This is a genomic window from Pseudomonas sp. Pse1, from assembly GCF_024519635.1.
Classification (GTDB): domain Bacteria; phylum Pseudomonadota; class Gammaproteobacteria; order Pseudomonadales; family Pseudomonadaceae; genus Aquipseudomonas.
In genome coordinates this window covers 581,146-605,510 of sequence record NZ_JALJRO010000001.1, presented here as the reverse complement: position 1 = coordinate 605,510, position 24,365 = coordinate 581,146, and the positions used below count along the sequence as shown (strand labels likewise).

Annotated in this window: 21 protein-coding genes and 1 pseudogene; 4 read left to right on the top strand and 18 right to left on the bottom strand. The window is 62.7% G+C overall.

What is annotated here, in order from left to right; genetic code table 11:
- Positions 1-1,412, top strand: a pseudogene (locus NR126_RS02610) (RHS repeat domain-containing protein); the annotation flags it as partial.
- On the top strand, positions 1,412-2,173 hold the full coding sequence (locus NR126_RS02605; RefSeq protein ID WP_256829629.1) for an RHS repeat-associated core domain-containing protein: 762 nt from the start codon (positions 1,412-1,414) through the stop codon (positions 2,171-2,173). The pseudogene NR126_RS02610 and the gene NR126_RS02605, both read left to right, overlap by 1 nt.
- Positions 2,174-2,175: 2 nt before the next feature.
- Here the strand turns inward: NR126_RS02605 and NR126_RS02600 are convergent, their stop codons facing one another.
- The 10 genes from NR126_RS02600 to NR126_RS02555 all read right to left on the bottom strand — a co-directional run bounded on the left by NR126_RS02600 (position 2,176) and on the right by NR126_RS02555 (position 14,088).
- The gene (locus NR126_RS02600) at positions 2,176-2,925 is read right to left on the bottom strand and encodes a response regulator transcription factor (protein WP_256829628.1); all 750 of its coding nucleotides are present in this window, start codon (positions 2,923-2,925) and stop codon (positions 2,176-2,178) included.
- 51 nt (positions 2,926-2,976) lie between these two features.
- Positions 2,977-3,261 (bottom strand): helix-turn-helix domain-containing protein, encoded by a 285-nt coding sequence (locus tag NR126_RS02595; protein WP_105756101.1) that lies wholly within the window; start codon positions 3,259-3,261, stop codon positions 2,977-2,979.
- A gap of 436 nt (positions 3,262-3,697) precedes the next feature.
- Entirely contained in the window at positions 3,698-4,672 is a 975-nt protein-coding gene (locus tag NR126_RS02590) for an NAD(P)-dependent oxidoreductase (protein WP_256829627.1), read from the bottom strand.
- Between the two features lie 21 nt (positions 4,673-4,693).
- The gene (locus NR126_RS02585) at positions 4,694-5,989 is read right to left on the bottom strand and encodes an MFS transporter (RefSeq protein WP_105756097.1); all 1,296 of its coding nucleotides are present in this window, start codon (positions 5,987-5,989) and stop codon (positions 4,694-4,696) included.
- Positions 5,990-6,054: 65 nt separating this feature from the next.
- A complete protein-coding gene (locus NR126_RS02580; RefSeq protein WP_105756096.1) occupies positions 6,055-7,026 on the bottom strand; it encodes a sugar kinase in 972 nt (323 codons plus the stop codon).
- Positions 7,019-7,801: a sugar phosphate isomerase/epimerase gene (locus NR126_RS02575; RefSeq protein ID WP_256829626.1), complete on the bottom strand. Its 783-nt coding sequence runs from the start codon at positions 7,799-7,801 to the stop codon at positions 7,019-7,021. Before NR126_RS02575 ends, NR126_RS02580 begins: the two co-directional genes overlap by 8 nt.
- A gap of 99 nt (positions 7,802-7,900) precedes the next feature.
- Complete coding sequence (locus NR126_RS02570) at positions 7,901-8,926, bottom strand: LacI family DNA-binding transcriptional regulator (protein ID WP_372825598.1); 1,026 nt, start codon at positions 8,924-8,926, stop codon at positions 7,901-7,903.
- Positions 8,927-9,038: 112 nt separating this feature from the next.
- On the bottom strand, positions 9,039-9,680 hold the full coding sequence (locus NR126_RS02565) for a DUF1345 domain-containing protein (protein ID WP_256829625.1): 642 nt from the start codon (positions 9,678-9,680) through the stop codon (positions 9,039-9,041).
- A 144-nt stretch (positions 9,681-9,824) separates the two neighbouring features.
- Complete coding sequence (locus NR126_RS02560; protein WP_027620744.1) at positions 9,825-12,914, bottom strand: efflux RND transporter permease subunit; 3,090 nt, start codon at positions 12,912-12,914, stop codon at positions 9,825-9,827.
- A 16-nt stretch (positions 12,915-12,930) separates the two neighbouring features.
- Positions 12,931-14,088: an efflux RND transporter periplasmic adaptor subunit gene (locus NR126_RS02555; protein WP_105756050.1), complete on the bottom strand. Its 1,158-nt coding sequence runs from the start codon at positions 14,086-14,088 to the stop codon at positions 12,931-12,933.
- 229 nt (positions 14,089-14,317) lie between these two features.
- Between NR126_RS02555 and NR126_RS02550 the strand changes: the two genes are divergently transcribed.
- Complete coding sequence (locus tag NR126_RS02550) at positions 14,318-15,019, top strand: response regulator transcription factor (protein ID WP_027620746.1); 702 nt, start codon at positions 14,318-14,320, stop codon at positions 15,017-15,019.
- A gap of 4 nt (positions 15,020-15,023) precedes the next feature.
- Positions 15,024-16,325 carry an ATP-binding protein gene (locus NR126_RS02545; RefSeq protein ID WP_105756049.1) on the top strand — a complete coding sequence of 434 codons (1,302 nt, stop codon included), beginning with the start codon at positions 15,024-15,026 and terminating at the stop codon, positions 16,323-16,325.
- Between the two features lie 23 nt (positions 16,326-16,348).
- Here the strand turns inward: NR126_RS02545 and NR126_RS02540 are convergent, their stop codons facing one another.
- From NR126_RS02540 to NR126_RS02505, 8 genes are all read right to left on the bottom strand, one after another.
- On the bottom strand, positions 16,349-17,119 hold the full coding sequence (locus NR126_RS02540) for an anti-sigma factor (RefSeq protein WP_027620748.1): 771 nt from the start codon (positions 17,117-17,119) through the stop codon (positions 16,349-16,351).
- Positions 17,116-17,613: an RNA polymerase sigma factor gene (locus NR126_RS02535; RefSeq protein ID WP_177327290.1), complete on the bottom strand. Its 498-nt coding sequence runs from the start codon at positions 17,611-17,613 to the stop codon at positions 17,116-17,118. Before NR126_RS02535 ends, NR126_RS02540 begins: the two co-directional genes overlap by 4 nt.
- Before the next feature lie 60 nt (positions 17,614-17,673).
- Positions 17,674-18,216: a tetratricopeptide repeat protein gene (locus tag NR126_RS02530; protein WP_027620750.1), complete on the bottom strand. Its 543-nt coding sequence runs from the start codon at positions 18,214-18,216 to the stop codon at positions 17,674-17,676.
- 78 nt (positions 18,217-18,294) lie between these two features.
- On the bottom strand, positions 18,295-19,686 hold the full coding sequence (locus NR126_RS02525) for an amidohydrolase family protein (RefSeq protein ID WP_027620751.1): 1,392 nt from the start codon (positions 19,684-19,686) through the stop codon (positions 18,295-18,297).
- A gap of 27 nt (positions 19,687-19,713) precedes the next feature.
- On the bottom strand, positions 19,714-21,069 hold the full coding sequence (locus tag NR126_RS02520) for a nucleobase:cation symporter-2 family protein (RefSeq protein WP_256829623.1): 1,356 nt from the start codon (positions 21,067-21,069) through the stop codon (positions 19,714-19,716).
- 83 nt (positions 21,070-21,152) lie between these two features.
- Entirely contained in the window at positions 21,153-22,205 is a 1,053-nt protein-coding gene (locus NR126_RS02515) for a GTP-binding protein (protein ID WP_256829622.1), read from the bottom strand.
- Positions 22,206-22,269: 64 nt separating this feature from the next.
- A complete protein-coding gene (locus NR126_RS02510) occupies positions 22,270-22,956 on the bottom strand; it encodes a UbiX family flavin prenyltransferase (RefSeq protein WP_256829621.1) in 687 nt (228 codons plus the stop codon).
- The gene (locus tag NR126_RS02505; protein ID WP_105756046.1) at positions 22,953-24,338 is read right to left on the bottom strand and encodes a UbiD family decarboxylase; all 1,386 of its coding nucleotides are present in this window, start codon (positions 24,336-24,338) and stop codon (positions 22,953-22,955) included. Before NR126_RS02505 ends, NR126_RS02510 begins: the two co-directional genes overlap by 4 nt.
- Between the last annotated feature and the right edge of the window lie 27 nt (positions 24,339-24,365).

The following is a 24,365-nucleotide window of genomic DNA, read 5'->3' as shown; positions in this document are numbered from 1 at the left end:
ACGGTCTGGGGCGCAGCACCGAAGAAACCGATGCCCTGAGCCGTACCACCCGTTATATCTACGATGCATTCGACCGGATGGGCAAAAGCACTTTGCCGGACGACGCGGTGGTGGAACGGCGTTATGCGCCACATAGCAGCGAGGACCTGCCTATCTGGATTGGCGTGAATGGCAAGGAGCTGGGCCAACAGCAGTTTGACGGTCTCGATCGCATGATTGAATCGATCACCGGCGGTCGCGTGACCACCTATGATTTCAGTCCCGGGCTGACTCAACCTTACAAGGTCACCCGGCCCTCGAAGGAAGAGGTCGACTACACCTACTTGCCTGTTCTCGGTGAAGACCCGCTGGAGCGCTCCGCCAAGAACGGCGTCAAGGCTGAATTCAACTACGATGGGCAGAATGCCCGACTCAAGAGCTGTCAGGAAAACGGCCTGGCCCTTTCACGCGACTATTTTTCGACCGGGGAAATCAAGAGTGAAACCCGAACGGAAGCCGGCGGTGAAAGCTTCAGTATGTTCTATCACTACAGCCGCCAGGCCCGTTTGTTGAAGTACACCGATGTGCTGAACCAGGTTCAGCACCATGACTATGACAAGTCCACCGGCCTGCTTAAAAGTACGACGCTCGGCACCACCGTAGCCACCTTCACCTATAACGCCCAGGGACAAACCGAAACCATTCAAACCACCGACGGCGCGCAATCCCTGAAGATCAAGCTGACTTACGACGACCTCGGTCGCGAGGTATTGCGCGAGTTCGACTTTGGTGTGGCTCCGGCTCAGCAGTTGACCCAGGTCTATAACGCAGTTGACGGCTTGGTCGAGCGCATTCTGGAAGAGCAGGGCACAGGGGAAGTGCTGCGCCACGAGAGGTACGAATATGACGTTCGTGGGCGTCTTGAGTTGTACGAGTGCAGTGGAACTCAGCCACCGGTGGACCCTTATGGCAAGCCGATCGAACTGCAGCTTTTCATGTTCGATGAGATCGACAACATCGTGCTGGTGAAAACCTGGTCACCTGATAGCGATAATACTGCGGACTATGCATACGAAAACGAAAAAGACCCTGCCCAGTTAACGTCCGTGACCAACGATCATCCCGATTACCAGCCCCAGGTCATCGAGCTGCTATACAACGATAATGGCGAGTTGATCCGCGATGAAGAGGGGCGAACGCTCGGCTATGACATCCACGGTCGCTTGGAAACCATCAGTGCCTTAACGGATGAAGCACCTGACACCCATCTCTACGACCCGCTGGACATCCTTGCCAAAAAGAACGACGAGCAGCGCTTCTACCAGGATGGTCAGTTGAGCAACCTGATTCAGGGTGCCAATAGCAGCACTTTCATGCGTGGCAACAGCGAGGTGCTCGCAGAGCGCAAAGGCGGTGCTAACCCAAAGTCCTGATGCTGGCCCGCGACGACAAGAACAGCGTGTTGTGCGAGGTCAGCCGGGACAAACACGAAGACATCGCTTATTCGCCCTACGGTTATTCGACTGGCGGGGGGGGGGCGTTGGGGTACAACGGCGAACGGCGGGAGACACCGGGCGGCCGGTATCTGCTGGGCAATGGGTATCGAGCGTTCAGTCCGTTCCTGATGAGGTTTCATATTCCGGACAATAGGAGTCCGTTTGGCGACGGGGGGCTGAATGCTTATATGTATGTGATGGGGGATCCGGTGGGGTATGCCGATGAGACTGGGCATGCAGGAAAATTTGTGAGGTTTCTTCGAGGGTTGTTTGGACGTAAGGTGAAAGCCGCGACTAATGCCGCCAAAGTACCGAAAGGGGCAGGTAAGGTAGGAAAGGCAGCTTCGAGCTCAAAAATGAGCCCAGTGACAAGTGGCGAAGTATCTAAATCGCGGATAAAACGGCCAAAGGATGTCAAGTTAAGTGGATGGCAAAAAACAGAAATTCATGGTCCACCTGTTGGCGTAAATCCTTTATATAAATCACTTCCAAGTACAAATTTAAGGCCCAGTCAGCGCGTCATGGAGATCGGAGAACCGTCGCAAACTGGATTCGAGAATGCAGTTGAAGCAATCCAGCGCAACAGGGCAGGGTTGAGTTCTACGGGTGGTTTCAAAAAATCGTTCTTTAAAGGTGATGAGGGCAATACAGCTGAAGATCTGGGAATGGTTCCCCGAGTTAAAAAAATCAGGCATTAAGTTCAGCCTCTCAACCCACTCACCCGAGCAAACTCCACCAACCCACCGTCATGGACCAGTCCCAACTTGTCCATGGCGGTTCTTTTTTGGCGGCTGATGGTTTTTTCGCTGCGGTTCAGTTGTGCGGCGATTTGCCGTCCGGACAGGCCCTGGACAAACAAGCGCACCACCTCCAGTTCCCGCTCCGAGAGGTGCACCGAAGGCGCTTGCAAACCCGACGTAGACAGGGTCTGCGTCTGCAGAATCTGCGCGAAGGTCGGGCAGAGGTACCGGCGTCCCTTGCTGACTGCGTTCACCGCGCGCTTGAGGTCAGCCAGCGGACTGCGTTTATCGAACAGTCCGCTGACGCCCACACTGAGCAACGCTTGCAGCAGCGAAGGGTTGCGCAGCATGGTCATCACGATCAAGGGCAGGTGACTGTAGTGCCGCCGCAGATAGCCCATTAGCGCCAGACCATCGGGAAAACGTCCGCAGGGCATCGAGTAGTCACTGATCAGCAGATCGCAAGAGGTCCGTTGCAGGTGGTCAATCAGTTCATCGGCGTTGTTGGCTTGGGCCACGATCGTTAAAGATGTACCTGGCGCTGCGCTCAGGGCTACCTCGGCGCCCACCAGTACCACCGGGTGGTCGTCGGCGATGATCACACGCAAAGGCGTATTTGAGCGTTGCCCATGCGACACCAGCGTGTCGTCACGGGCAATTGGACGGGCAAGGGTTGAGCATGAGGCGGGCGGTACATGTTCCGAATTCATGAAATGTCTCAACAGGGGTCGATGACACGCTGACCACTGCGTCCGGATGGTTCAGGGACTTGCAATCAAACCCAGTTCCATCGCCATGACCAGAGCGACCCAGCGTGACCTCACACCGAATTTTCGGCGGATGTTGCAAAAATGGTAATTCACACCCGCTTCGGTCCGACTGAGGATCCGGGCAATCTCCCAGGACGACTTGCCAGCGGCAGTCCACTGCAGGATTTCTTTTTCCCGAAGCGTCAGTTTGATGGGTTTCTCAGGGGCTTTCTCCTTGGGCAGCAAGGGTGGCGGAACGGGCAATGGATGAACTGCTACGGTGGCGGAACGGTGCATGGCTGAATCTCCCATTCATCATCAATGACGGCGTGGGCGCGGCGTAACTTTCCAACTGCAAAATGGCGTGCGCGGCCAACCTTCAGGCATCTGTAAAAGCTGCAGATACGGGATTCTTATAGCGTGATTCAGCTTGCTTGGAACCTGTCAAACCTGACAGGTAGCGCACTCTAATCGAGCGCGTGGGAAATGGCTGTCAGTCGTATCGCGTAGCGCTTGTAGGATCGATCTTGGAGTTCCCCCGTCCTACAGGATCTGCGGTAATTTCTTGAGTTATAAGCTTTTTATGCCCCCACAATTTCTCGGGCAGCCTTTGGGATAGGGCAAACGACGCCTCGATCAGCTAGCCGCCACAGGATCTGCAGCCAATGACCGTTCGTCGTTCGGGAGGCGCGGTCAGGTCTGCGCGCCTCGCCTGTTATGTTGGTCCCAGCCTTTAACGGACCGCCTGCGGATTGACCAGATTGGCCGGCCGTTGCCCCGCCAGCGCCGCCAGCAAGTTGTCGACGGCACAGCGGGCCATGGCTTCGCGGGTCTCATGAGTGGCCGAGCCCATGTGCGGGGTGGCCACCACGTTGTCCAGACCCAGCAGTGGTGAGGCCGGATCCAGTGGCTCGCGCTCGAACACATCCAGGCCTGCTGCACGAATCTGCCGGGTCTTCAGGGCATGGATCATCGCCGCTTCATCGACCACCTTGCCCCTGGAGATATTGATGAAGATGGTCTCGGGACGCATCAACGCGAATTCCCGTGCACCGATCAGCCCTTCGGTCTCGGCGGTCAGCGGCAGCGTCAGGCAAACAAAATCGGCTTGCTGCAACAACGCGTCGAGGCTGCGGTATTGCGCGTCGAAGCGCTGCTCCACCGCCGGTTTCGGCGAGTGACTGTGGTACAGCACCGGCATGCCGAAGCCGAAGTGCCCGCGCTGGGCCAGGGCCTCGCCGATGCGCCCCATGCCGATGATGCCCAGGGTTTTGCCGTGCACGTCACTGCCGAAATGGGCGGGACCGATGTTACGGGTCCATTGACCGTCGCGCACCAGATTGGCCAGCTCCACCACCCGCCGTGCGCTGGCCAGGATCAGCGCGAAGCCGGTGTCGGCGGTGGTTTCGGTGAGCACATCCGGGGTGTTGCTGAGCAGGATGCGCCGTTCGGTCAGGTAGTCGATGTCGTAGTTGTCGACGCCCACCGAGACGCTGGCGATGGCCTGCAGATTTGGCGCCAGGTCGAGCAATGCGGCGTCCAGTTTCAGGCTGGCGCCGAGCAGACCCTGGGCGCGGGGCAGGGCCTCGCGCAGCCGGGTCAAACCTTCGGCGTCGAGGCTGTCGATCAGCGTTACCTCGCACTGTTCGTGCAGGCGGGCCATCAATACCGGCGAGAGTTTTTTATATAAAACGACCTGCTTTTTCATGGGACTTGTCTCGTCATCAATTCAAGGGTGGGCGGCGCGGCGGCTCAGGGCAACGCCGGGCCGTTCACGGTCGCTGGTGCCGGTCTTCAGGCACAGGGTCAGTAGCACCGACAGCAGCAGCGAAGCGCTCATCAGCAAAAAGGACGCGCCAGGGGAGCCGGTGGCGCTGTTCAGGTAGCCCACCAGATAGGAGCCGCCGAACGAGCCGAGGGCGCCCATGCTATTGATCAGCGCCATGGCGCCGCCCGCGACGTTGGCCGGGAGGATTTCCGGGATGATCGCGAAGAACGGTCCGTAAGGTGCGTACATGCAGGCACCGGCCACGACCAGCAGGCCGTACGACCACCAGAAATGTTCGGCCCCCAGGGCGTAGGAGCCATAGAACGCCAAGGACGCGATCAGCAACGGCGGCCAGACAAAACGTTTACGTTTCTGCAGTTTGTCCGAGCCCCAGGACACCAGCAGCATGCCGATTACTGCTGCGAGGTAGGGCAGGGCCGACAGCCAGCCGGCCTCGATCATGTCCATCTGTGCGCCTTGTTTGAGGATCGACGGCAGCCACAGGACGAAGCCATAGACGCCGATGCTCCAGCAGAAAAACTGCAAGGCGAGGACGATGACTTTTGGCGAACGGAAGGCTTCGGCGTAGTTCTTCACCGCCTTGATCCCCACCTGCTCGGCCGCCAGGGCGCTTTCCAGATCGTGCTTTTCCTGGTCGTTGAGCCACTTCGCTTGCGCCGGACGATCATCCGCCAGGCGCCACCAGATAAAGGCCCAGAGCACTGCGGGCAAGCCTTCAACAATGAACATCCAGCGCCAGCTGTAGTGCTGCACCAGGTAGCCGGACACCACCGACATCCAGAGCATGGTCACCGGGTTGCCGAGGATCAGGAAGGTGTTGGCGCGCGAGCGTTCGGCGCGGGTGAACCAGTGACACAAGTAAATCAGCATCGCCGGCATCACCGCGGCTTCGACCACCCCGAGCATGAAGCGGATGACGATCAGCCAGTAGGCGTTGGACACCACCCCGGTCAGGGTCGCCAGGCTGCCCCAAAGGATCAGGCTGACGAAGATCAGTTTCTTCACGCTGTTTTTCTGCGCGTAGATTGCCCCGGGAATCTGGAAGAAAAAGTACCCGAGGAAGAACAGTGCGCCGAGCAACGACGACAGCCCCGGGGTGATCATCAGGTCGGCGGCCATGCCGGAGGCGGCCGCGAAGCCGTAGTTGGCGCGGTCCAGATACGCCAGGCTGTAGGTGATAAAGACAATCGGCATGATGTACCACCAGCGGCGGGTGGCGAGTTTCGGCGTTTGCATGGGTCGTGCTCCTGAGCTTGTTGTTTTTGTCGCAGCAGGTTGGGTGTTCAGATTTTCAGTGACTGTTAGGGCCTCATCGCGAGCCTGCTCGCGATAACGGTTTCAAATTCAACGACCATCTCAGCCCGAGTGGGCAGCCCCTCCATATCCCCCCGACTCTGCACCGCACGACTGCCAATCCAGTTCGCACGCTGCACCGCCTCGGTCAGGCTGCAGTTCTCCAGCAGGGCGCTGATCAGGCCCACGGCAAAGCCGTCGCCAGCACCGACGGTGTCGACAACCCGGGCCACCGGCACGGCGGCGACGAAGCCCTGCTCAGACTGGCTGCGGTAATAGGCGCCCTCAGCCCCCAGTTTGATCACCACGGCCTCGGCGCCCTGATCCAGGTAGAACCCGGCGATATCGGCCGGCGTGTCGAACCCGGTGAGCAACCGGCCTTCGCTCAAGCCAGGCAGCACCCACTGGGCGAGGGCGGCGAGGCGGTTGATCTCGCGGATCATCTGTTGCTCGCTGGACCACAGCGACGGCCGCAAATTGGGGTCGAACGAGACACTGCGGCCGGCGCCACGCATCTGCGTCATCAGCTCAAAAGACAGCGCCCGCGCACTGTCCGACAGCGCCGGCGGAATACCGGTGGCATGCAGGTGCCGCGCTTGCAGCAGGCTCGGCGCGATGTGGGCGGGTGACAGGCGACTGGCTGCCGAACCACGGCGGAAATACTCCACCTGCGGATCGGCGCCGTCGTCTTCGCGGGATTTGAACTGAAAGCCGGTGGGGTGCGCGGGATCGATTTCAACCTGCGCGCAATTCAGGCCTTCGCCTTGCAGGGTGTCGAGGACAAAGCGTCCAAGGGAATCGTTGCCGACCCGGCTCAACCACGCCACCTGGAACCCCAGGCGCGACAGACCGATGGCGACGTTACTGTCGGCCCCGGCGATGCGCTTGTGGAAGTTCATCACCTGGGCCAGGTCGCCGGTTTGCTCGGCGACCAGCATGGCCATGGTTTCGCCGAAAGACAGGATATCGATCTCAGACATAGGCGTGCTCCAGCCGCGCCTGGCCCAATTGGGCGAGGAGGGCGACGTGTTCACCGGTCAGGTGCTGCAGGTCATCGGCCTGCAACGGATATTCCACGGCACGGGGAAGGCCGTGGGGCATGTGCCGTAGCAACTGCTCCCACGCCTGCACATCGGCTGCCGTTGGCGGGATCGCCACCAGCTTGCTGTCGGCCCGACGGGTCACCGCCTTGCAATGCACGTAGCCAACATGCCGCCCGAGCAGACGCGCGGCGCTGGCGGCGCACTGGTCCTGCCACTGCCAGTTGCCAATGTCGAAGGTCATCTGCACCGGCAGTTGCTGTTGTTCAATCCCATCGAAAAAACGCTGGAAGGGTTCGATGCGCCCGCCGTGCAGGGTCTGGTCGTTTTCCACCAGCAACTGCACGGGGTGTTCTGCCAGCACTGCTGACAGGTGCGTGAGATCGTTGTTCTCGGTGAAGTAACCCAGGGAGACCTTCAACCATTTCGCACCAAACGCCTGCGCCCGCTTCAGGGTGGCGGACAGCAGCGGATTGGCCTGTGAACGCCCGGCCACCCACAGCTCCAGGGGCGAGGAATACACCGCCTCAAGCCCCCATTGCGCGACGGCCCGGGCCAGATCCCTTGGGTCTTCACTGGTCAGCAATTCTTCGCGCCATTCGATGCGTTGCGCCCCGGCTTTAGCCAGAATCTCAACAAACGCCAACTGTCCGCGCGCCCGCACAAGGTCGGCGCCGTAGCTGGAAAGGCTGATGGAAACAGCAGGTTTATTCATTGTTCTATCCCTCTGAAACCGGTTTCATTTTTACCCAAAAAAAACAGCTCGCGCACACCTACTGTGGGAGCGAGCCTGCTCGCGAAGAGGCCCTCACAATCACCCCAGAACCCCCCGCGTCGACCCCCGCACCACCAACCGCACCGAAAAATCCACACTCCTGATCGGCCCCTGATCGCCCCGCAAACGCTTGAGCAGGCAATCAAACGCACTGGCACCAATCGCTTCGGTCGGCTGGGCAAGCGCAGTGATGCCGCTGCCCACCAACGGGTACCAGTCCAGGTCATCAAGGGCGATCAGGCCAACCTCGCCGAACAGATCGCAACCCAGCTCACGCAACGCGCGGGTGGCGGCGAGCGCGGCTATGCCGTTGGCGCAGAACAAGGCTTTCGGGCCGTCTGCCGGGGCGGCGAGGAAGGTCTGGATACGGGATTGCAGGTCGCCGCCGGTCTCGATCGCCGCACCGCGCAGTAACGGGCGCTTGGCGATCTGCTGGTGAAAACTGTCGACCCGCTCGATCCGCGAACTGGTGCCGTCGTGGGGTTCGCTGACCAGCAGCACGTCGCGATAGCCCTGCTCCTGAAGATGACTCAGGGCAGTGTCGACGGCGCCCGGGTTATCCAGGCCGACCAGGTCGCTGTGCAACTGCTCGACCTTGCGATCCACCAGCACCATGGGCATTTCGCGGTGCAGTTCGCGGAGCAGGTCGGGGTGATGGCCGAGGGTGTTCACGATCAGGCCTTCGATGTTGTACGAGCGCAGGGCCGCCAGGTGCTGGCTTTCCTGCTCGTCATCGCGGTCGGTGTTGCACACCACCAGGCTGTAGCCGTGCTGGCGGCAGGCGGTTTCCACGCCATGCATCACGGCAATCGAATAGGGGTTGCGGATATCCGCCAGGAGCATGCCGATCAACCGCGTGCGCCCGCGTTTCAGGCCGCGAGCCATCTGGTTCGGGCGATAACCCAGCTCGCTAATTGCCTGCTCGATGCGCAAGGCCGTGGCCTCGGAGAGCAGGGCGCGATCCTCGCCGATAAAACGCGACACGCTGGCCTTGGAGACCCCGGCACGTTCGGCGACATCAAGCATGGTCACGCGGCTGCGTTGGGCGGCGGAAAAACTGTTCACGATGGACGACCTGTTTTTGGAATTATTAGGTCTCAGAGTCTGAAACCGGTTTCAGAAGACACCAAAAGCCATTGGCTCGTCAAGAGGGGGGATGAACATGGAGATAAAAGGCTCAGCCAAACAAGCCTGCGGCGATGTTGATCGAGAAGCCGAGAATCGCGGTGTTGAACACGAAACCGATCAGCGACTGGGCGAGGACGATCTTGCGGATGTCACGGGTGGCGACGCCGACATCAGCGGTTTGCACCGCCACGCCGATGGTGAAGGAGAAGTACAGGAAGTCCCAGTAATTGGGCTTTTTCAGTCCGTCGGCAAAGCGCAACGCCGGTTCCTTGCCGTCCCAGGTGTAGAACAGCCGGGCGTAGTGCACGCTGAAAATCATCCCGATCAGCAGCCACGAGCCGATCACCGTGACACCGGTAAACCCGTAGCGCAGCAACTTGTGCGAGGTGTCGAGGCTGCCGGTGCCGGCCAGCTCGACGGTGATCGCCACCAGACTGGCGATGGCCGCGATACAGACGATCAACAGCACCGCCCCGGCATTTTCATCCTCGACTTCGGCAATGCGCTCGACCTCTTCGGCGCGGGCGCGAATGGTCAGCCACAGCATCAACACCAGGTAAGTCCAGACCCCTGCATTCCAGCCAATGAGGATCTTGCTCACCAGGGCATCGGCGGGCGCCACAAGGCCTGCTGCTATGCCCAGCAGTGCGGCGGCGGTGAGGCGGGGGTGGGTGCGTAGCGGGTGGGGCATGGGCGGGTAGCCTCCTGGGCGGCTCGGATCACCTGTAGGAGCCGGCTTGCCGGCGAAGGCGGTGTCCCATTCAACATAGACGTTGAATGGAGCACCATCTTCGCTGTGATGCGTCATCCAGACAAGCCAGCCCACAGGTGTTGGTCAACGCGATCTGCGCACCAGTTTCATCACCACCACAAAAAACACCGGCACGAACACCACCGCCAGGGTCGCAGTGATCATTCCGCCGATCACCCCGGTGCCGATCGCCTGCTGGCTGGCCGAGCTGGCACCGGTGGCAATCGCCAGGGGTACCACGCCGAGGATGAACGCCAGCGAGGTCATGACGATCGGCCGCAGGCGCAGGCGCGCGGCTTGCACCGTGGCGTCGATCAGGTCGTGGCCCTCGTCGTACAGGCTCTTGGCGAACTCGATGATCAGGATCGCGTTCTTCGCCGACAGGCCGATGATGGTGATCAGGCCGACCTTGAAGAACACATCGTTGGGCATGCCACGCAGGGTCACTGCCAGCACCGCACCCAATACCCCCAGCGGCACCACCAGCAGCACCGAAGTGGGAATCGACCAGCTCTCGTACAAGGCTGCCAGGCACAGGAACACGATCAGCAGCGACAGCCCCAACAGGATCGGCGCCTGGCTGCCGGAGAGACGTTCCTGCAGCGACAACCCGGTCCATTCCTGACCCAGGCCCACCGGCCCCAGCGCCACCAGGCGCTCGATCTCCGCCATGGCTTCACCGGTGCTGTGGCCGGGCGCCGGCTCGCCGGAAATGCTCACCGCCGGGTAGCCGTTGTAGCGGGTCAACTGACTTGGCCCCTGGGTCCACTCGGCACGGACGAAGGCCGACAGCGGCACCATCTTGCCGTTGCTGTTGCGCACGTGGATCTTCAGCAAATCCTCGACCTGGCTGCGTTGGTCCCCTTCGGCCTGGACCACCACCCGCTGCATCCGGCCCTGGTTGGGGAAGTCGTTGACGTAGGCCGAGCCGACCGCGGTGGACAGCACGTTGCCGATATCGGCGAACGACACCCCCAGCGCGTTGGCCTGCTTGCGGTCGACGATCAACTGCACCTGCGGCGCTTCGGCCAGGGCGCTTTCACGGACGTTGGCGAGGATCGGGCTTTTTTCCGCGGCATCCAGCAACGCGGTGCGCGCCGCCATCAGCGTGCTGTGGCCCAGACCTCCACGGTCCTGCAGACGAAACTCGAAGCCGCTGGAGGTGCCGAGGCCATCCACCGGCGGCGGCAGTACCGAATAGGCCACGGCGTCCTTGATCTGGCTGAAGGCGATGTTGGCGCGGTCGGCAATCGACGTCGCCGCGTCATCGCTGCCGCGCTCGGACCAGTCCTTCAGTGTGCTGAAGGCCAGGGCCGCGTTCTGTCCGCTACCGGAGAAACTGAAACCGAGGATCACCGTGCTGTCGCCAATCCCCGGTTCGGTGGCGTTGTGCGCTTCGATCTGCTCCACCACCTGCACCGTGCGGTTCTTGCTCGCACCCGGTGGCAGCTGAATGTCGGTGATGGTGTAGCCCTGATCCTCAACCGGCAGGAACGAGGAGGGCAGGCGGGTGAACAGCACACCGAGACCCACCAGCAGCACGCCATAGATCAGCAGGTAACGGCCGCTGCGTTTCAGCGCATAACTGACCCAGCCCTCATAACGCACCGTCAGCTGTTCGAAGCGCCGGTTGAACCAGCCGAAGAAGCCGGTTTTTTCGTGGTGCTCGCCCTTGGCGATGGGCTTAAGCAGGGTGGCGCACAGGGCCGGGGTCAGGGTCAGGGCGAGGAAGGCCGAGAACAGGATCGAGGTGGCCATCGACAGCGAGAATTGCTGGTAGATCACCCCCACCGAGCCCTGCATGAAGGCCATCGGGATAAACACCGCCACCAGCACCAGGGTGATGCCGATGATCGCCCCGGTGATCTGCTGCATGGCCTTGCGCGTGGCTTCCTTGGGCGACAGGCCTTCGCTGACCATGATTCGCTCGACGTTCTCCACCACCACAATCGCATCGTCCACCAGAATGCCGATCGCCAGGACCATGCCGAACATGGTCAGCACGTTGATCGAGAAGCCCAGGGCTAGCATGGTCGCGAACGTACCCATCAGCGCCACCGGCACCACCAGGGTCGGGATCAGTGTGTAGCGGATGTTCTGCAGGAACAGGAACATCACCGCGAACACCAGCAGCATCGCTTCGCCGAGGGTGTAGACCACTTTGGTGATCGAGACCTTGACGAAGGGCGAGGTGTCGTAGGGGATCTTGTACTCGACGCCCGCCGGGAAATAACGCGCCAGTTCGTCCATCTTCGCCCGCACCAGGGTCGCGGTGTTCAGCGCGTTGGCACCGGGTGCAAGCTGCACGCCGACGGCGGTGGACGGTTTGCCATTGAGACGGGTAGAGAACTGGTATTCCTGACTGCCGATTTCCACCCGCGCCACATCGCCGACGCGCACCGTGGAACCATCGGGGTTGGCCTTGAGGACGATATCGGCGAATTCTTCCGGACTCGACAGCTGCCCCTTGACCAGCACCGTGGCGGTAATTTGCTGCGTGCTGCGGGTCGGCAGGTCGCCGATGCTGCCGGCCGAGACCTGGGCGTTCTGCGCAACAATGGCGGCGTTGACGTCCGCCGGGGTCAGGTTGAAGGCAATCAGTTTCTGCGGGTCGATCCAGATCCGCATGGCCCGTTCGGCGCCGTACAACGAAGCCTTGCCGACCCCGTCCAGGCGCTTGATTTCGTTCATCACGTTGCGCGCCAGGTAGTCGCTGAGCGCCACGTCGTCGAGCTTGCCGTCGCTGGAGGTCAGGGTGATCAGCAGCAGAAAGCCGGCCGAGACTTTTTCCACCTGCAGGCCTTGCTGGATCACCGCCTGGGGCAGCCGCGACTCCACCACCTTGAGGCGGTTCTGCACATCGACCTGGGCCAGTTCGGGGTTGGTGCCGGGCTGGAAGGTCGCCTTGATGGTCGCCGAACCGAGGCTGCTCTGGGATTCGAAATACAGCAGGTGGTCGGCGCCGTTGAGTTCTTCCTCGATCAGGCTGACCACGCTTTCGTCGACGGTCTGCGCCGACGCGCCGGGGTACACCGCGTAGATCTCGATCTGCGGCGGCGCCACGTCCGGGTACTGGGCCACGGGCAGTTGCGGGATGGCCAGGGCACCGGCCAGCAGGATAAACAGCGCGACCACCCAGGCGAATACCGGGCGGTCGATAAAGAATTGCGGCATAAAGTCTGCGTCCTGCCTACTGCCCGATGACCAGGGCCTTGGAAAGAGGGGTGTCGTCGATCTCTACTTTTTCACCCGGGCGGGCGTGTTGCAGGCCTTCGATGACAATGCGGTCGCCGGGCTTGAGGCCCTCGGTGACAATCCAGCGGTCCTGTTGCGCCTGGCCCAGTTGCACCGGCTGCTGGCTGACCCGTGCCTCGCTGTCGAGCAGCAGCACCTGGGCGATGCCGGCGCTGTCCCGCAGGATCGCTCGTTGCGGCACGCTGATGCCTTGCTGGTTCACCGCCTGCTCGAGGCGCACGCGGATGAAACTGCCGGGCAGCAGGTCGAGGTCAGGGTTGGGGAACTCGCTGCGCAGGATGATCTGGCCGGTGCCTGGGTCGACGCTGATGTCGGCGAACAGCAGCTTGCCGGGCAGTGGGTAGAGGCTGCCGTCGTCCTGAATCAGCGTGGCCTTGGCCTGGCCCTGGCCGACCTGCTGCAACTGGCCGGCGCGGAAGGCGCGGCGCAGTTCGTTCAGTTCACGGGTCGACTGGGTGACGTCGGCGTGGATCGGGTCCAGTTGCTGGATCAGCGCCAGTGGCGTGCTTTCGTTATGCCCGACCAAGGCGCCTTCGGTGACCAGCGCGCGGCCGATGCGCCCGGAAATCGGCGCGGTGACGGTGGCGTAGCCCAGGTTCAGTTTGGCCCGCTGCACGGCGGCCTGATTGGCGGCGACGTCGGCGGAGGTCTGGCGCGAATTGGCGCGGGCGTTGTCGTATTCCTGGGCACTGACCGCCTTGTCGGCGATCAACTGGGCGTAGCGCTGCTCTTGCAGACGGGCCTGGAAGGCATTGGCTTCAGCCTTGCGCAAAGCGGCCTCGGCGCTGTCCAGATCTGCCTTGAACGGCGCCGGGTCGATGCGAAACAGCACCTGGCCCTGCTTGACGTCGCTGCCTTCGCGAAACGCCTGTTGCAAGACCACCCCGGCGACCCGGGCACGCACTTCGGCGATCCGTGGCGCGACGATTCGCCCGCTCAATTCGCTGCTGATCGACAGCGGTCGGGCTTCGATGGTTTCGATGCGCACGCTGGCCAGCGGCGCGCTTTCCTCGGCGGTGGAGGACTTGTCGCAGGCGCTCAGCAGCAGTGCCAGGGCAATCAGGCTGAGCGGCGCGAACAGGTGCTTGGACATGGAAATACCCCAATAATGACCCGGGCATGCTACGGGCAGCCGCACAGGGTAGCGGTGAAGTTTTGTACTGGCTGTGTGAAATTGTGTGAAGGTTTTGCTCAGGAGGCGTTGGGGGCGTATATCCTAGATTTCTTTATTGCGGGCAATCTCATGCCCCCTGTAGGAGCGAGCAGGCTCGCTCCAAGGGTTCGTCACCCCCAAGGCACTCCCCCATTTTTTCGGAACACCCATGCCCAACATCCTTCTGGTCGAAGACGACCCCGCGCTCGCTGAACTGATTGCCAGCTACCTGGAACGCAACAGCTATCACGTCAATGTGATCAGTCGTGGCGACCAGGTGCGTGAACGGGCGCGGCTCAGTCCGCCGGATCTGGTGATCCTCGACCTGATGCTGCCCGGTCTCGATGGTTTGCAGGTCTGCCGCCTGCTGCGCGCCGATTCGGCGAGCCTGCCGATCCTCATGCTCACCGCCCGTGACGACAGCCACGACCAGGTGCTGGGTCTGGAGATGGGCGCCGACGACTACGTCACCAAACCCTGCGAACCCCGAGTCCTGCTGGCCCGAGTGCGGACCTTGTTGCGCCGTAGCAGCCTCAACGAGCCGCAGACCGCCAGTGACCAGATTCTCATGGGCAACCTGTGCATCGACCTGTCCGAACGCACGGTGACCTGGCGCGCGCAGCCGGTGGAGTTGTCCAGCGGCGAGTACAACCTGCTGGTGGTGCTGGCGCGGCATGCCGGTGAAGTGCTCAGCCGTGACCAGATCCTGCAACGCCTGCGCGGCATCGAATTCAACGGCACCGACCGCTCGGTGGACGTGGCGATTTCCAAGCTGCGGCGCAAGTTCGACGACCATGCCGGCGAGGCGCGCAAGATCAAGACCGTGTGGGGCAAAGGCTATCTGTTCAGCCGCTCCGAATGGGAATGCTGAGGCCATGCTCCGTGCCCTGACGCGCCTGTACCTGATCACCATTGTCACCTTCAGTGCGGCGATTTACCTGGTGCCAGACCTGGTGGTGTCGGTGTTTCACGAGCGCTTTTCCAGCTACAACCTGGATCACTCCAGGGGTGTGCAGAACCTGCTGGTCAAGCAGTTCCACGATGTTCCGCACGAACAGTGGCCGGTGCTGGCAGCGCAGCTCGATGAGCAGTTCAAGCCGTTGCGCATTGCCGTGGTGCCCATCCGCGATGGCGATTTCAGCGAGCACGAACGCTCGCTATTGCAGGGCGGCGAAATGGCCGTGCGCACGGGTGACTGGGGCTGGCGCACCATGGCCATGGCGCCGCTGGACGCTACCACCGCGCTCAAACTGATCGTGCCGCCGGACCCGCTGGACGTCGCCTTGCTGTACTGGGGCATCAACGTGCTGATCGGCGCGGCGCTGCTGGCCTGCCTGTTACTCTGGTTGCGCCCGCACTGGCGTGATCTGGAACGCCTGAAAAACACCGCCGAACGCTTCGGCAAGGGTCACCTTGGCGAGCGCACTCTGTTGCCGCCCACCTCCAACATCGGCAGCCTGGCAAAGGTGTTCGACACCATGGCGGGCGACATTGAAAACCTGCTGAATCAGCAGCGCGACTTGCTCAACGCGGTCTCCCACGAGCTGCGTACACCGCTGACCCGCCTCGATTTCGGCCTGGCCCTGGCACTCTCCGATGAGCTGCCGGCGGCCAGTCGCGAGCGTTTGCAGGGGCTGGTGGCGCATATTCGCGAACTGGATGAACTGGTGCTGGAACTGCTGTCCTACAGCCGCCTGCAGAATCCGGCGCGCTTGCCGGAGCAGGTCGAGGTGTCGCTGGACGAATTTATCGACAGCATCCTTGGCAGTGTCGATGAAGAGCTGGAGTCGCCGCAGATCGTTATCGATGTGCTGCTGCACGGTCATCTGGAACGCTTCAGCCTTGACCCTCGGCTGACCGCCCGGGCCATCCAGAACTTGCTGCGCAACGCCATGCGCTACTGCGAAAAACGCATTCAGATCGGCGTGCAGGTGACGCCTCAGGGCTGTGAAATCTGGGTCGATGACGACGGCATCGGCATCCCCGAGGACGAGCGTGAACGCATCTTCGAGCCTTTCTACCGCCTCGACCGCAGCCGCGACCGCGCCACCGGCGGCTTCGGCCTCGGCCTGGCCATCAGCCGTCGCGCCCTCGAAGCGCAGGGCGGCAGCCTCACAGTCGAGGCCTCACCCCTGGGCGGAGCGCGCTTCAGGTTGTGGTTGCCGACGTTGGCGTGAGCACCCCAGATCCCTGAAGCTCATCAGACATCCAACCGACTCCGCAACAACACCGCCATTGCCTCCAACTCCTCCGGGGAGTTGCGGCCGATCACCAGGTAGGCGTGATTCTGCCCCGACCAATAAACAATATTCATCCCGTGCCGTACTTCGTGGGCCGGGGCCTGGGGGCCGTTGTTAGAGCGGGTGATACACAGGGCGAAGGGGCCGTGCAGCGGGTCGAGATAAGTGATCTGGGCGATGGGCACGCCATCGTATTCGAGCAACTGCGCGCGTTTGAAGCGCGGTTGGGTCAGCTCCAGCTGGGCGGGTGTCAGCGGCAGGCCGAGGCGCTGGTCGATGATCTGCAACTGCGCCAACTGCGCGGCCGGGTCGGCTGGCAGATGTTCCAGGGTCTGCGGGATGTACAGCGACATATAGTCCGCCACCAGCGCCCGCCAGTTGCTGGTCTTTTCCTCCTTGTCTTCCATCCAGTGCAGAAACAGCCGATCGACCGCGACCCCGGCCACCAGAAAACCGGCGGCAGTGGCGAGGAACAGCCGGCGATTGAGCGGCGTGGCCAGCAGTGGCGTGGGCAGCACCTCAAGCATGCGGCTCATGCGCTCCATGGGGGCTTGGTCGAGCAGGCTGGCATAGGCGCCCTGAAACGGCAGGTCGCTGTGCATCAGCCACTCCAGGCGCTGTTGCAGGGCCGGATCACGGGCGAGGTTGTCGTCGAACTGCCGGCGTTCTTCGCTGCTCAGTTGACCGTCGAGGTAAGCCACCAGCCGTTCATCACTGCAGGTCGTACTCATCGCCGTTCTCCACTGGGGTTGCTGGACACCGAGCGCAGCGGTGGGTGCTCAGCCAGCTTCAGGCGCGCCGCGGCCAGCCGGCTCATTACGGTGCCGATTGGAACGGCCAGCACCTCGGCCACTTCGCGATAGGACAAACCCTCGACATAGGCCAGGAACACCGTCTCGCGCTGGGCTTCGGGCAAGGCATCGACGCGCCGGATCACCTGCGCAGCCAGCACATGCAGGTGCGCGACCTGTTCGCCATCGAAAGCCAGCACCGCGTCCGCCGGCGAAAGCCCTTCGCCCTGACGCACCTTCTGCGCACGCACTTCATTGAGCCAGATCGAATGCAGGATGCGCAGCAGCCAGCGGTCCATGTGGGTGCCCGGGACAAACTGCCCGGCGCGCTCCAGCGCCCGCACACAGGTGGCTTGCACCAAGTCTTCGGCGACATGCCGCTGGCGCGACAACACCAGGCCATAGCGCCACAGACGTGCCAGGTGCTGGCTCAATTCGGCTTTTACCACTTGATCGCTGGCGATGGCGACCTCCGTGACCCGTGCTCGAGTCCGTCAGGTATTCGATGAATCGGCAATGGCCTCGGCCAGGTCCTGGTATTCCTCGCAGGTGGTGCTGCAAATCGCCTTGATCTGCTGTAACTGTTCCTGCGCCAGGTCGAGGCGGCCTTTGATCACATAGGCTTCACCCAGGTACTCACGCACTTTGGCGTAGCGTGGATCGAGCTTGACCGACTCCAGGTAGTACTGGATGCCTTCATCGGTACGGCCGAGCTTGCGAGTAGCATAGCCGCGATAATTCAGGGCGATCGCGGTGTTGGGTTGTTCGAGGGTGTCGAGCAGGGCCAGGGCTTCTTCGTAGCGACCGGACTTGGCCAGGCGATAGGCGTACGTAGTGCGGTCGGCATCCGGGACCAGGCGGCTTTGTTGGCTTAGACAGCGTTTGCTCTTGCTGTCCCAGACCTGACCTTTGGGGCAGTTGGGGGCTGGCGGTGCGTCTTCTTCGCCGTGGGCCAGGACCAGCGGGCTGCCGAGCAGCGCGATCAGGTAGCCGGCGATCAGCAGCGGAGCGCTGTGGGAAGGGGTACGGATAGTCATAAGGTTCTCCGAGTTGCGGCGCATATTAATGGGCAACACTCGGAGAACACTTCAAAGCGGCGTTTTATTCATTCGCGTTTAATCCATCGCCTCCTGCAGCAACTGCTGCACTCCTTCACGGGCTTGGGCACGCAGTTGCGCCAGATCAAGCCCCGGAATCACTCCGTCATCCACCACCAGGCGCCCGCCGACCAGGCTGTAGCGCACGGCAATCGGCTCGCCGGCCACCACCGGTGCCACGCCGATGTCATGGAAACCGAGGAAGCGCGGGTGATCCAGACCATACAGCACCAGGTCCGCCGCTTGCCCGACTTGCAGGGTGCCGACCGCGCCCAGCCCTAAAACCTGGGCCCCACCGGCGGTGCCCCAGTGGATCACCTCTTCGGCGGTCGTCGCACTGGCGCCCTGGGCGGCACGGTGGATCAGCCACGCCGTGTGAGCCTCGCCGACCATGCTCCCGGATTCGTTCGAGGCCACGCCGTCGACCCCCAGGGAAATCGGCACGCCGGCGGCGGCCATGGCCGGCACCGGGGCGATGCCGCTGCCGAGCCGCGCATTGCTCACCGGGCAGTGGGAGATGCCGCTTCCGGTCTGCGCCAACAGGCGGATCTCGGACGGCTGTAGATGGACCATATGGGCGAACCAGACGTCCGGGCCCAGCCATTCATTTTCGGCGACGAATTCCACCGGCAGGCAGTTGTATTTCTCGCGGCAGAAATTCACGTAGTTCTGCGTCTCCGACAGGTGGGTGTGCAGGCGCAAACCCATGCCGCGCGCGGTGTGGGCCAGCTCGCGGAGTAGGGTGGGCGGCAGCGAGAAGGTCGGCGTGGTCGGCGCCACCACCACCCGGCGCATCGCGTCCGGGGCGTCCTGGTGGTAGCGCGACTTCAGCCGCTCGATGTCGCCGACCATTTGATCGAGGCTTTCCGGCTGCAGCGCGGTTTTCGAGAACCCGGGGTGAGCGCTGGCCGACTCCAGCGCGCCGCCCCGGCAGAGGACGAAGCGCAGGCCGAACTCATCGGCGATCTCGAACAACTGGTCGCCGCTCTCGGTGCTGCCGTTGGCGTGATACAGGTAATGATGGTCGGCGCAGGTGGTGACTCCCGACAACAGCAATTCGGCCATGCCCAGGCGCGCGGCGATGCGCGTCAGTTGCGGGGTAAAGCGATTCAGACGCGGGTAGGGCACGCTGGCCAGCCAGCCTTGCAGGTCCTGATTGATTCCGGCCGGCACCGCCTTGAGCAGATTCTGGAACAGGTGGTGGTGGGTGTTGACCCAACCCGGGTACACCACGCAATGGCGGGCGTCGATTACCCGCTCGCCGGGCTGCGCTTGAAGGTTGGCCGCCATCTCGCTGATGCGTCCGTCTTTGATGCGAATGTCGACATTGCCGGCGCGAGCGCTCTGGCCACGGCGTCCGGTCATCACCGCCGCCGGGTTCTTGATCAGGATGTTTTGGGTGGATGTCATGGACTTCTCCAGGGCAGAAATAATCAGTCAGAGGCTGTGGGACGGGGCGCGCTTGCCGGCGCTTTCCGGGCGGGTGACGCCGTTCAGCGCGGCGTTGAGCAGCACCGAGACCAGGCAGGCGATCACCACGCTGCTGTGCAGGAACGGCTGGCTCCACTCGGGCAATTGCTTGAACAGCGCTGGGGCGAGCACCGGCACCAGCGCGACAGCGATGGTGAAGGCGACAATCAGCACGTTGTAGCGGTTGCGCTCGTAGTCGACCTTGGCCAGGGTCTGAATCCCCGCTGCCGCGACCACGCCGAACATGGCGATCCCGGCGCCGCCGAGGGCGGCGGTGGGCATCGAGGCAATGATCGCCCCGGCCTTGGGCACCAGCGCGATGGCGCACATCAGCAGGCCGCTGACGGCCACCACCCAGCGGCTGCGCACCCCGGTGAGGATCACCAGGCCGACGTTTTCCATGAAGGCAATGAACGGAAAGGCCGCGAACATGCCGGCGATGGTGCTCGCCAGACCGTTGGCGCGCAGGCCGTTGATCACCTGCTTGTCCTGCACCGGCTTGTCGACGATGTCGCCAATGGCCACGAACAGCCCCATGGACTCGACCATCTGCACGATCATTACCACCACCATGGTCGCAATCGGAATGATGCTGAAAGTCGGCAGGCCGAAATAGAAGGGGTACGGCACGGTGACCCAGGGCGATTCCTGCACGCTGTGCAAGTCACCCATGCCCAGCCCGTAGGCCAGGCCGGCGCCCACCAGCATGCCGACCAGCACCGCCATGTTGCGCAGCAGCGGACTGCCAAAGCGGTTGACCAAGAGGATGGTCACCAGCACCACCAGCGCCACCGCGAGGTAGGCCGGTGCGCCGAAGTCGCTGGCGTGACGCCCGCCGCCGACCCACTCATAGGCAATCGGAAACAGCTGCAGGCCGATCACCGTGACAATGCAGCCGGTGACCACCGGCGGGAAAAACCGTCGTAATCGCCCGACGAAGGGTGCCGCCAGCAGGGTGAAAATCCCCGCGCCAATCACCGCCCCGCAGACCCCGGCGAAGCCGACCTCCGGATTACTGCCGATAGCGATCACTGGGCCGACGCTGCTGAAGGCCACCCCCTGGAGAATCGGCAGGCGCACGCCGAACTTCCAGAAGCCGACGGTTTGCAGGAGGGTGGCGATGCCCGAGCAGAACAACGTTGTACTGATTAGCACCACGGTATCGGCCTGGGACATCTTCAATGCACTGGCGACAATCAACGGCACGGCGATCGCACCGATGTACGAGACGGCCATGTGTTGCAGGCCTAGGGTGAGCATCTGACGGACCGGCAAAATCTGGTCCACGGGGTGAATGGCGGTTGTCACGGAATCTGCAGACATGGTCAAACCTCTGGCGTTTTGTTGTTGTTGAGAGGAACCCGTTCAGTCTGTCCGGAGCCGCCATCCACCGGCTCCAGCGTTGTTCAGCCGGCGAGGCAGGCGGCAAAACCCTGGTTCAGCGCCGCCCGATCCAGGTCGCGGCCGATGAACACAATCTTGCTGCTGCGCGGCTCATTGCCCCACAGGGTCGAGGCGCGGAACTCCACCAGGCTATGCACGCCCTGCAGTACGTAGCGCTGGTCCTGGTCCTTGACCGCCAGCACACCTTTCATGCGGTACAGGGTCTCGGCCTGGTCGTTGCGCAACTGGCTGATCCAGCGATGGAAGGCACCGAGATTGACCGCGCCGTCGACGCTGATACCCACCGAAGACACGCTGGGGTCGTGCTCGTGGTCAAGTTCATCGTGTTCATGCTCATGCCGGTGATCGTCGGCGTGGTGCTCGTGTTCGGCGCCGATCTCCATGAGTTTCTGGGTCGACTCGAAGGCGCCCACGCCGAGGATCCGCGACAGGTCGATCTGCGCGTAGTGGCTGGTGACCAGTTCTGCGGTGGCGTTGAGGCCACGGATTTTCGCGCTCAGGGCGGCGACTTCGGCTTCGCTCACCAGGTCGACCTTGTTGATCACAATGCGGTCGGCGCAGACAATCTGGTCCACCGCCTGGTTGTCGACGCCGTCCAGTTGCAGGTCTTCGAGATGCTGGGCTACGTGCTTGGCGTCGACCATGGTCACGATCGCATCGAGTTCCACTTCCTCGGCGATCGGGTCATTGATGAAGAAGCTTTGGGCCACCGGGTACGGGTCGGCCAGGCCGCTGGTCTCGATCAGGATATGGTCGAGGCGCACCGGGCGCGCCACCAGTTCGCGGACGATGCGCACCAGGTCCTCGCGGACTTCGGCGGTGCAGCACACGCAGCCGTTGACCATCTCGTAGATTTCTTCGGTTTCCGAACTGAGCACCAGGTCGCCGTCGATGCCGACCTCACCGAACTCGTTCTCGATCACCGCGATCTTGCGCCCGTGGTTCTCCTTGAGGATGTAATTGAGCAGAGTGGTTTTGCCGGCGCCGAGGAAGCCGGTGAGTATGGTGACGGGGATCTTGCGGTTGGGGGTTGGGGCGTTGAAGGGAGTGGTCATGTGAGGCTCCTTGACGGGTCAATGTGCGATGGGGCTTTGTGCAAATGGGCGATGTGGGATGGGGTTATGTGGGGTGAGCTTTTTGTAGGAGCGAGCCTGCTCGCGAAGAGGCCGTGTCAGTCACCGATGATGTGACTGACTCACCGCCTTCGCGAGCAGGCTCACTCCCACAGGGGAGGTGTGTGTCCGGTTCGCGCCAGCGCAGTGCCGTGCCGCTGTCGAGGCCAAACAGGTCGAGGACCCGGCCCAGGCTGTGGTCGATCATCTGCGCCAGGTTCTCGGGGCGGGCGTAGAACGCCGGCACGGGCGGGGCGATGATTCCGCCCATTTCGGTGACGGCGGTCATGTTGCGCAGATGCGCCAGGGTCAACGGGGTTTCCCGGGCCATCAGCACCAGGGTGCGGCGTTCCTTGAGGGTGACGTCGGCAGCGCGGCTGATCAGGCTCGACGAAGTGCCTGTGGCTATTTCCCCGAGGGTGCGCATCGAACAGGGCGCGACCACCATGCCCAGGCAACGGAACGAACCGCTGGCGATGCCCGCCGCCACGTCATCGCTGCGGTGGTAGTGGCTGGCCAGGGCGGTCACATCGGCCAGCTTGTAGTCGGTCTCGTGGGCCATGGTCAGCAGCGCCGCGCGGCTGATCACCAGGTGGCTTTCGATGCGCAGTTCGGCGAGCAACTGCAGCAGGCGCACCCCGTAGATAAAGCCCGAGGCGCCGCTGATGCCCACCACCAGGCGCTTCGCGGTCATGACCGTAGCCCTGCGAGCAGATCCCGGGCCCTGGCTTGCACCTCTTCACTCAATTGCGCGCGAATGCCATCGAAGCTCGAACCGCGGGTGGCATCCAGGCCCATGCGCGAGGTGGTGCCATTGACCGAGGACGAAGGGTCGAGCGGACTGCCGGGCAGGCCGTCGATGACGAACAGGTCCTGATGCGGCTGGAAGTGCGTGGCCAGCGCCCACAGCACCTGGCTGTCGTCGCTGATGTCGATGTCGCTGTCCACCGCGATCACGCTTTTCAGGTAGGGATCCCAACCCAGCAATGCCAGCATGATTTGCCGGGCTTCGCCGTCGCGGCTCTGGTCGAGGGCGACGTAGCAATGAAAGTGGGTGCCGGAGTTGGGGTAGTGCACGGCGGTCACTGCCGGGAAGCGCGCCTTGAGCTTCTCGCTCATCTCCGCTTCACGGGGCAGGCGGGCCAAGGTCAGGTGCTCGGCGTAGCGCCCGCCGACCACGTCCACCAGCCAGGCGTCCTTGCGCCGCAGCAGGGTGTCGACCCGCAACACATTGTTGGTCGAGCGGTCGGAGGAGTAGCCGCTGAACTCGCCGAACGGCCCCTCTTCAGCGTAGGCCGTGGGGTCGATGGCGCCCTCGAGGACGAACTCGGCAAAGGCCGGCACGCCGATGCCATAACGCGGGGTCTTGACCAGTTCCAGCGGCGCGCCGAACAGACCACCGGCCACGGCGCGTTCGTCGCTGCCAAACGGCAGGCGCGCGGCGGCGGCGAGCATGAACAGCGGATGGGCGCCGATGACCATCGCCACCGGCAGTTCTTCACCGCGCTCACGGGCAGCCTGGAGCATGCGCCACAGGTGGCCGCGTGAGTGCAGGCTGGTGGCCAGGGCCTGGCGCGCATGCTTCATCGAGCGGTGATAGCTCATGTTGGCGATGCCGGTCACCGGGTCCTGGGCGATGATCACCGCATTGGTGATGTAGGGCCCGCGGTCACTGTCGAAATGCTTGAGCATTGGCAGCAGCGCAAGGTCCACGGCTTCGCCTTCATATATTTCGTCGAGCACCGGGCCGGTCTCGACGTAGCGTGGCGGGATTGGGTTGTTGGCGCGAGTCTGGAAGGTTTCGTGGAGCTGCGCCGCAGTGACGCCGAACAGACGGGCAATGCGAGTGCGCGAGGCGAACAGGTTGGTCGCCACCGGCACGCCCAGTGCGCCGACCTGCTCGCAGATCAACAGCGGCTCGTGGCCCTGGCCGGCGAGGGCATCGACCAGCGCAGTGACGTCCTGGTCGGCCGACAGTGGCTGGTTGATGGTCAGCACATCGTCGGGGAATTGCTGGCGATAGGCATCGATGAAAACGTGGAAATCCTGGGTGTCGCCAAGGGTGAAGAGGGTCATGGATGCACCTCGTATTAGCTATGTGCG

Bases quoted from the DNA above. Each gene is read 5' to 3' on its own strand.
- NR126_RS02605 (WP_256829629.1), top strand. From the start codon at position 1,412: ATGCTGGCCCGCGACGACAAGAACAGCGTGTTGTGCGAGGTCAGCCGG.
- NR126_RS02600 (WP_256829628.1), bottom strand. From the start codon at position 2,925: ATGAATTCGGAACATGTACCGCCCGCCTCATGCTCAACCCTTGCCCGT.
- NR126_RS02595 (WP_105756101.1), bottom strand. From the start codon at position 3,261: ATGCACCGTTCCGCCACCGTAGCAGTTCATCCATTGCCCGTTCCGCCA.
- NR126_RS02590 (WP_256829627.1), bottom strand. From the start codon at position 4,672: ATGAAAAAGCAGGTCGTTTTATATAAAAAACTCTCGCCGGTATTGATG.
- NR126_RS02585 (WP_105756097.1), bottom strand. From the start codon at position 5,989: ATGCAAACGCCGAAACTCGCCACCCGCCGCTGGTGGTACATCATGCCG.
- NR126_RS02580 (WP_105756096.1), bottom strand. From the start codon at position 7,026: ATGTCTGAGATCGATATCCTGTCTTTCGGCGAAACCATGGCCATGCTG.
- NR126_RS02575 (WP_256829626.1), bottom strand. From the start codon at position 7,801: ATGAATAAACCTGCTGTTTCCATCAGCCTTTCCAGCTACGGCGCCGAC.
- NR126_RS02565 (WP_256829625.1), bottom strand. From the start codon at position 9,680: ATGCCCCACCCGCTACGCACCCACCCCCGCCTCACCGCCGCCGCACTG.
- NR126_RS02560 (WP_027620744.1), bottom strand. From the start codon at position 12,914: ATGCCGCAATTCTTTATCGACCGCCCGGTATTCGCCTGGGTGGTCGCG.
- NR126_RS02555 (WP_105756050.1), bottom strand. From the start codon at position 14,088: ATGTCCAAGCACCTGTTCGCGCCGCTCAGCCTGATTGCCCTGGCACTG.
- NR126_RS02550 (WP_027620746.1), top strand. From the start codon at position 14,318: ATGCCCAACATCCTTCTGGTCGAAGACGACCCCGCGCTCGCTGAACTG.
- NR126_RS02545 (WP_105756049.1), top strand. From the start codon at position 15,024: ATGCTCCGTGCCCTGACGCGCCTGTACCTGATCACCATTGTCACCTTC.
- NR126_RS02540 (WP_027620748.1), bottom strand. From the start codon at position 17,119: ATGAGTACGACCTGCAGTGATGAACGGCTGGTGGCTTACCTCGACGGT.
- NR126_RS02530 (WP_027620750.1), bottom strand. From the start codon at position 18,216: ATGACTATCCGTACCCCTTCCCACAGCGCTCCGCTGCTGATCGCCGGC.
- NR126_RS02525 (WP_027620751.1), bottom strand. From the start codon at position 19,686: ATGACATCCACCCAAAACATCCTGATCAAGAACCCGGCGGCGGTGATG.
- NR126_RS02520 (WP_256829623.1), bottom strand. From the start codon at position 21,069: ATGTCTGCAGATTCCGTGACAACCGCCATTCACCCCGTGGACCAGATT.
- NR126_RS02515 (WP_256829622.1), bottom strand. From the start codon at position 22,205: ATGACCACTCCCTTCAACGCCCCAACCCCCAACCGCAAGATCCCCGTC.
- NR126_RS02510 (WP_256829621.1), bottom strand. From the start codon at position 22,956: ATGACCGCGAAGCGCCTGGTGGTGGGCATCAGCGGCGCCTCGGGCTTT.
- NR126_RS02505 (WP_105756046.1), bottom strand. From the start codon at position 24,338: ATGACCCTCTTCACCCTTGGCGACACCCAGGATTTCCACGTTTTCATC.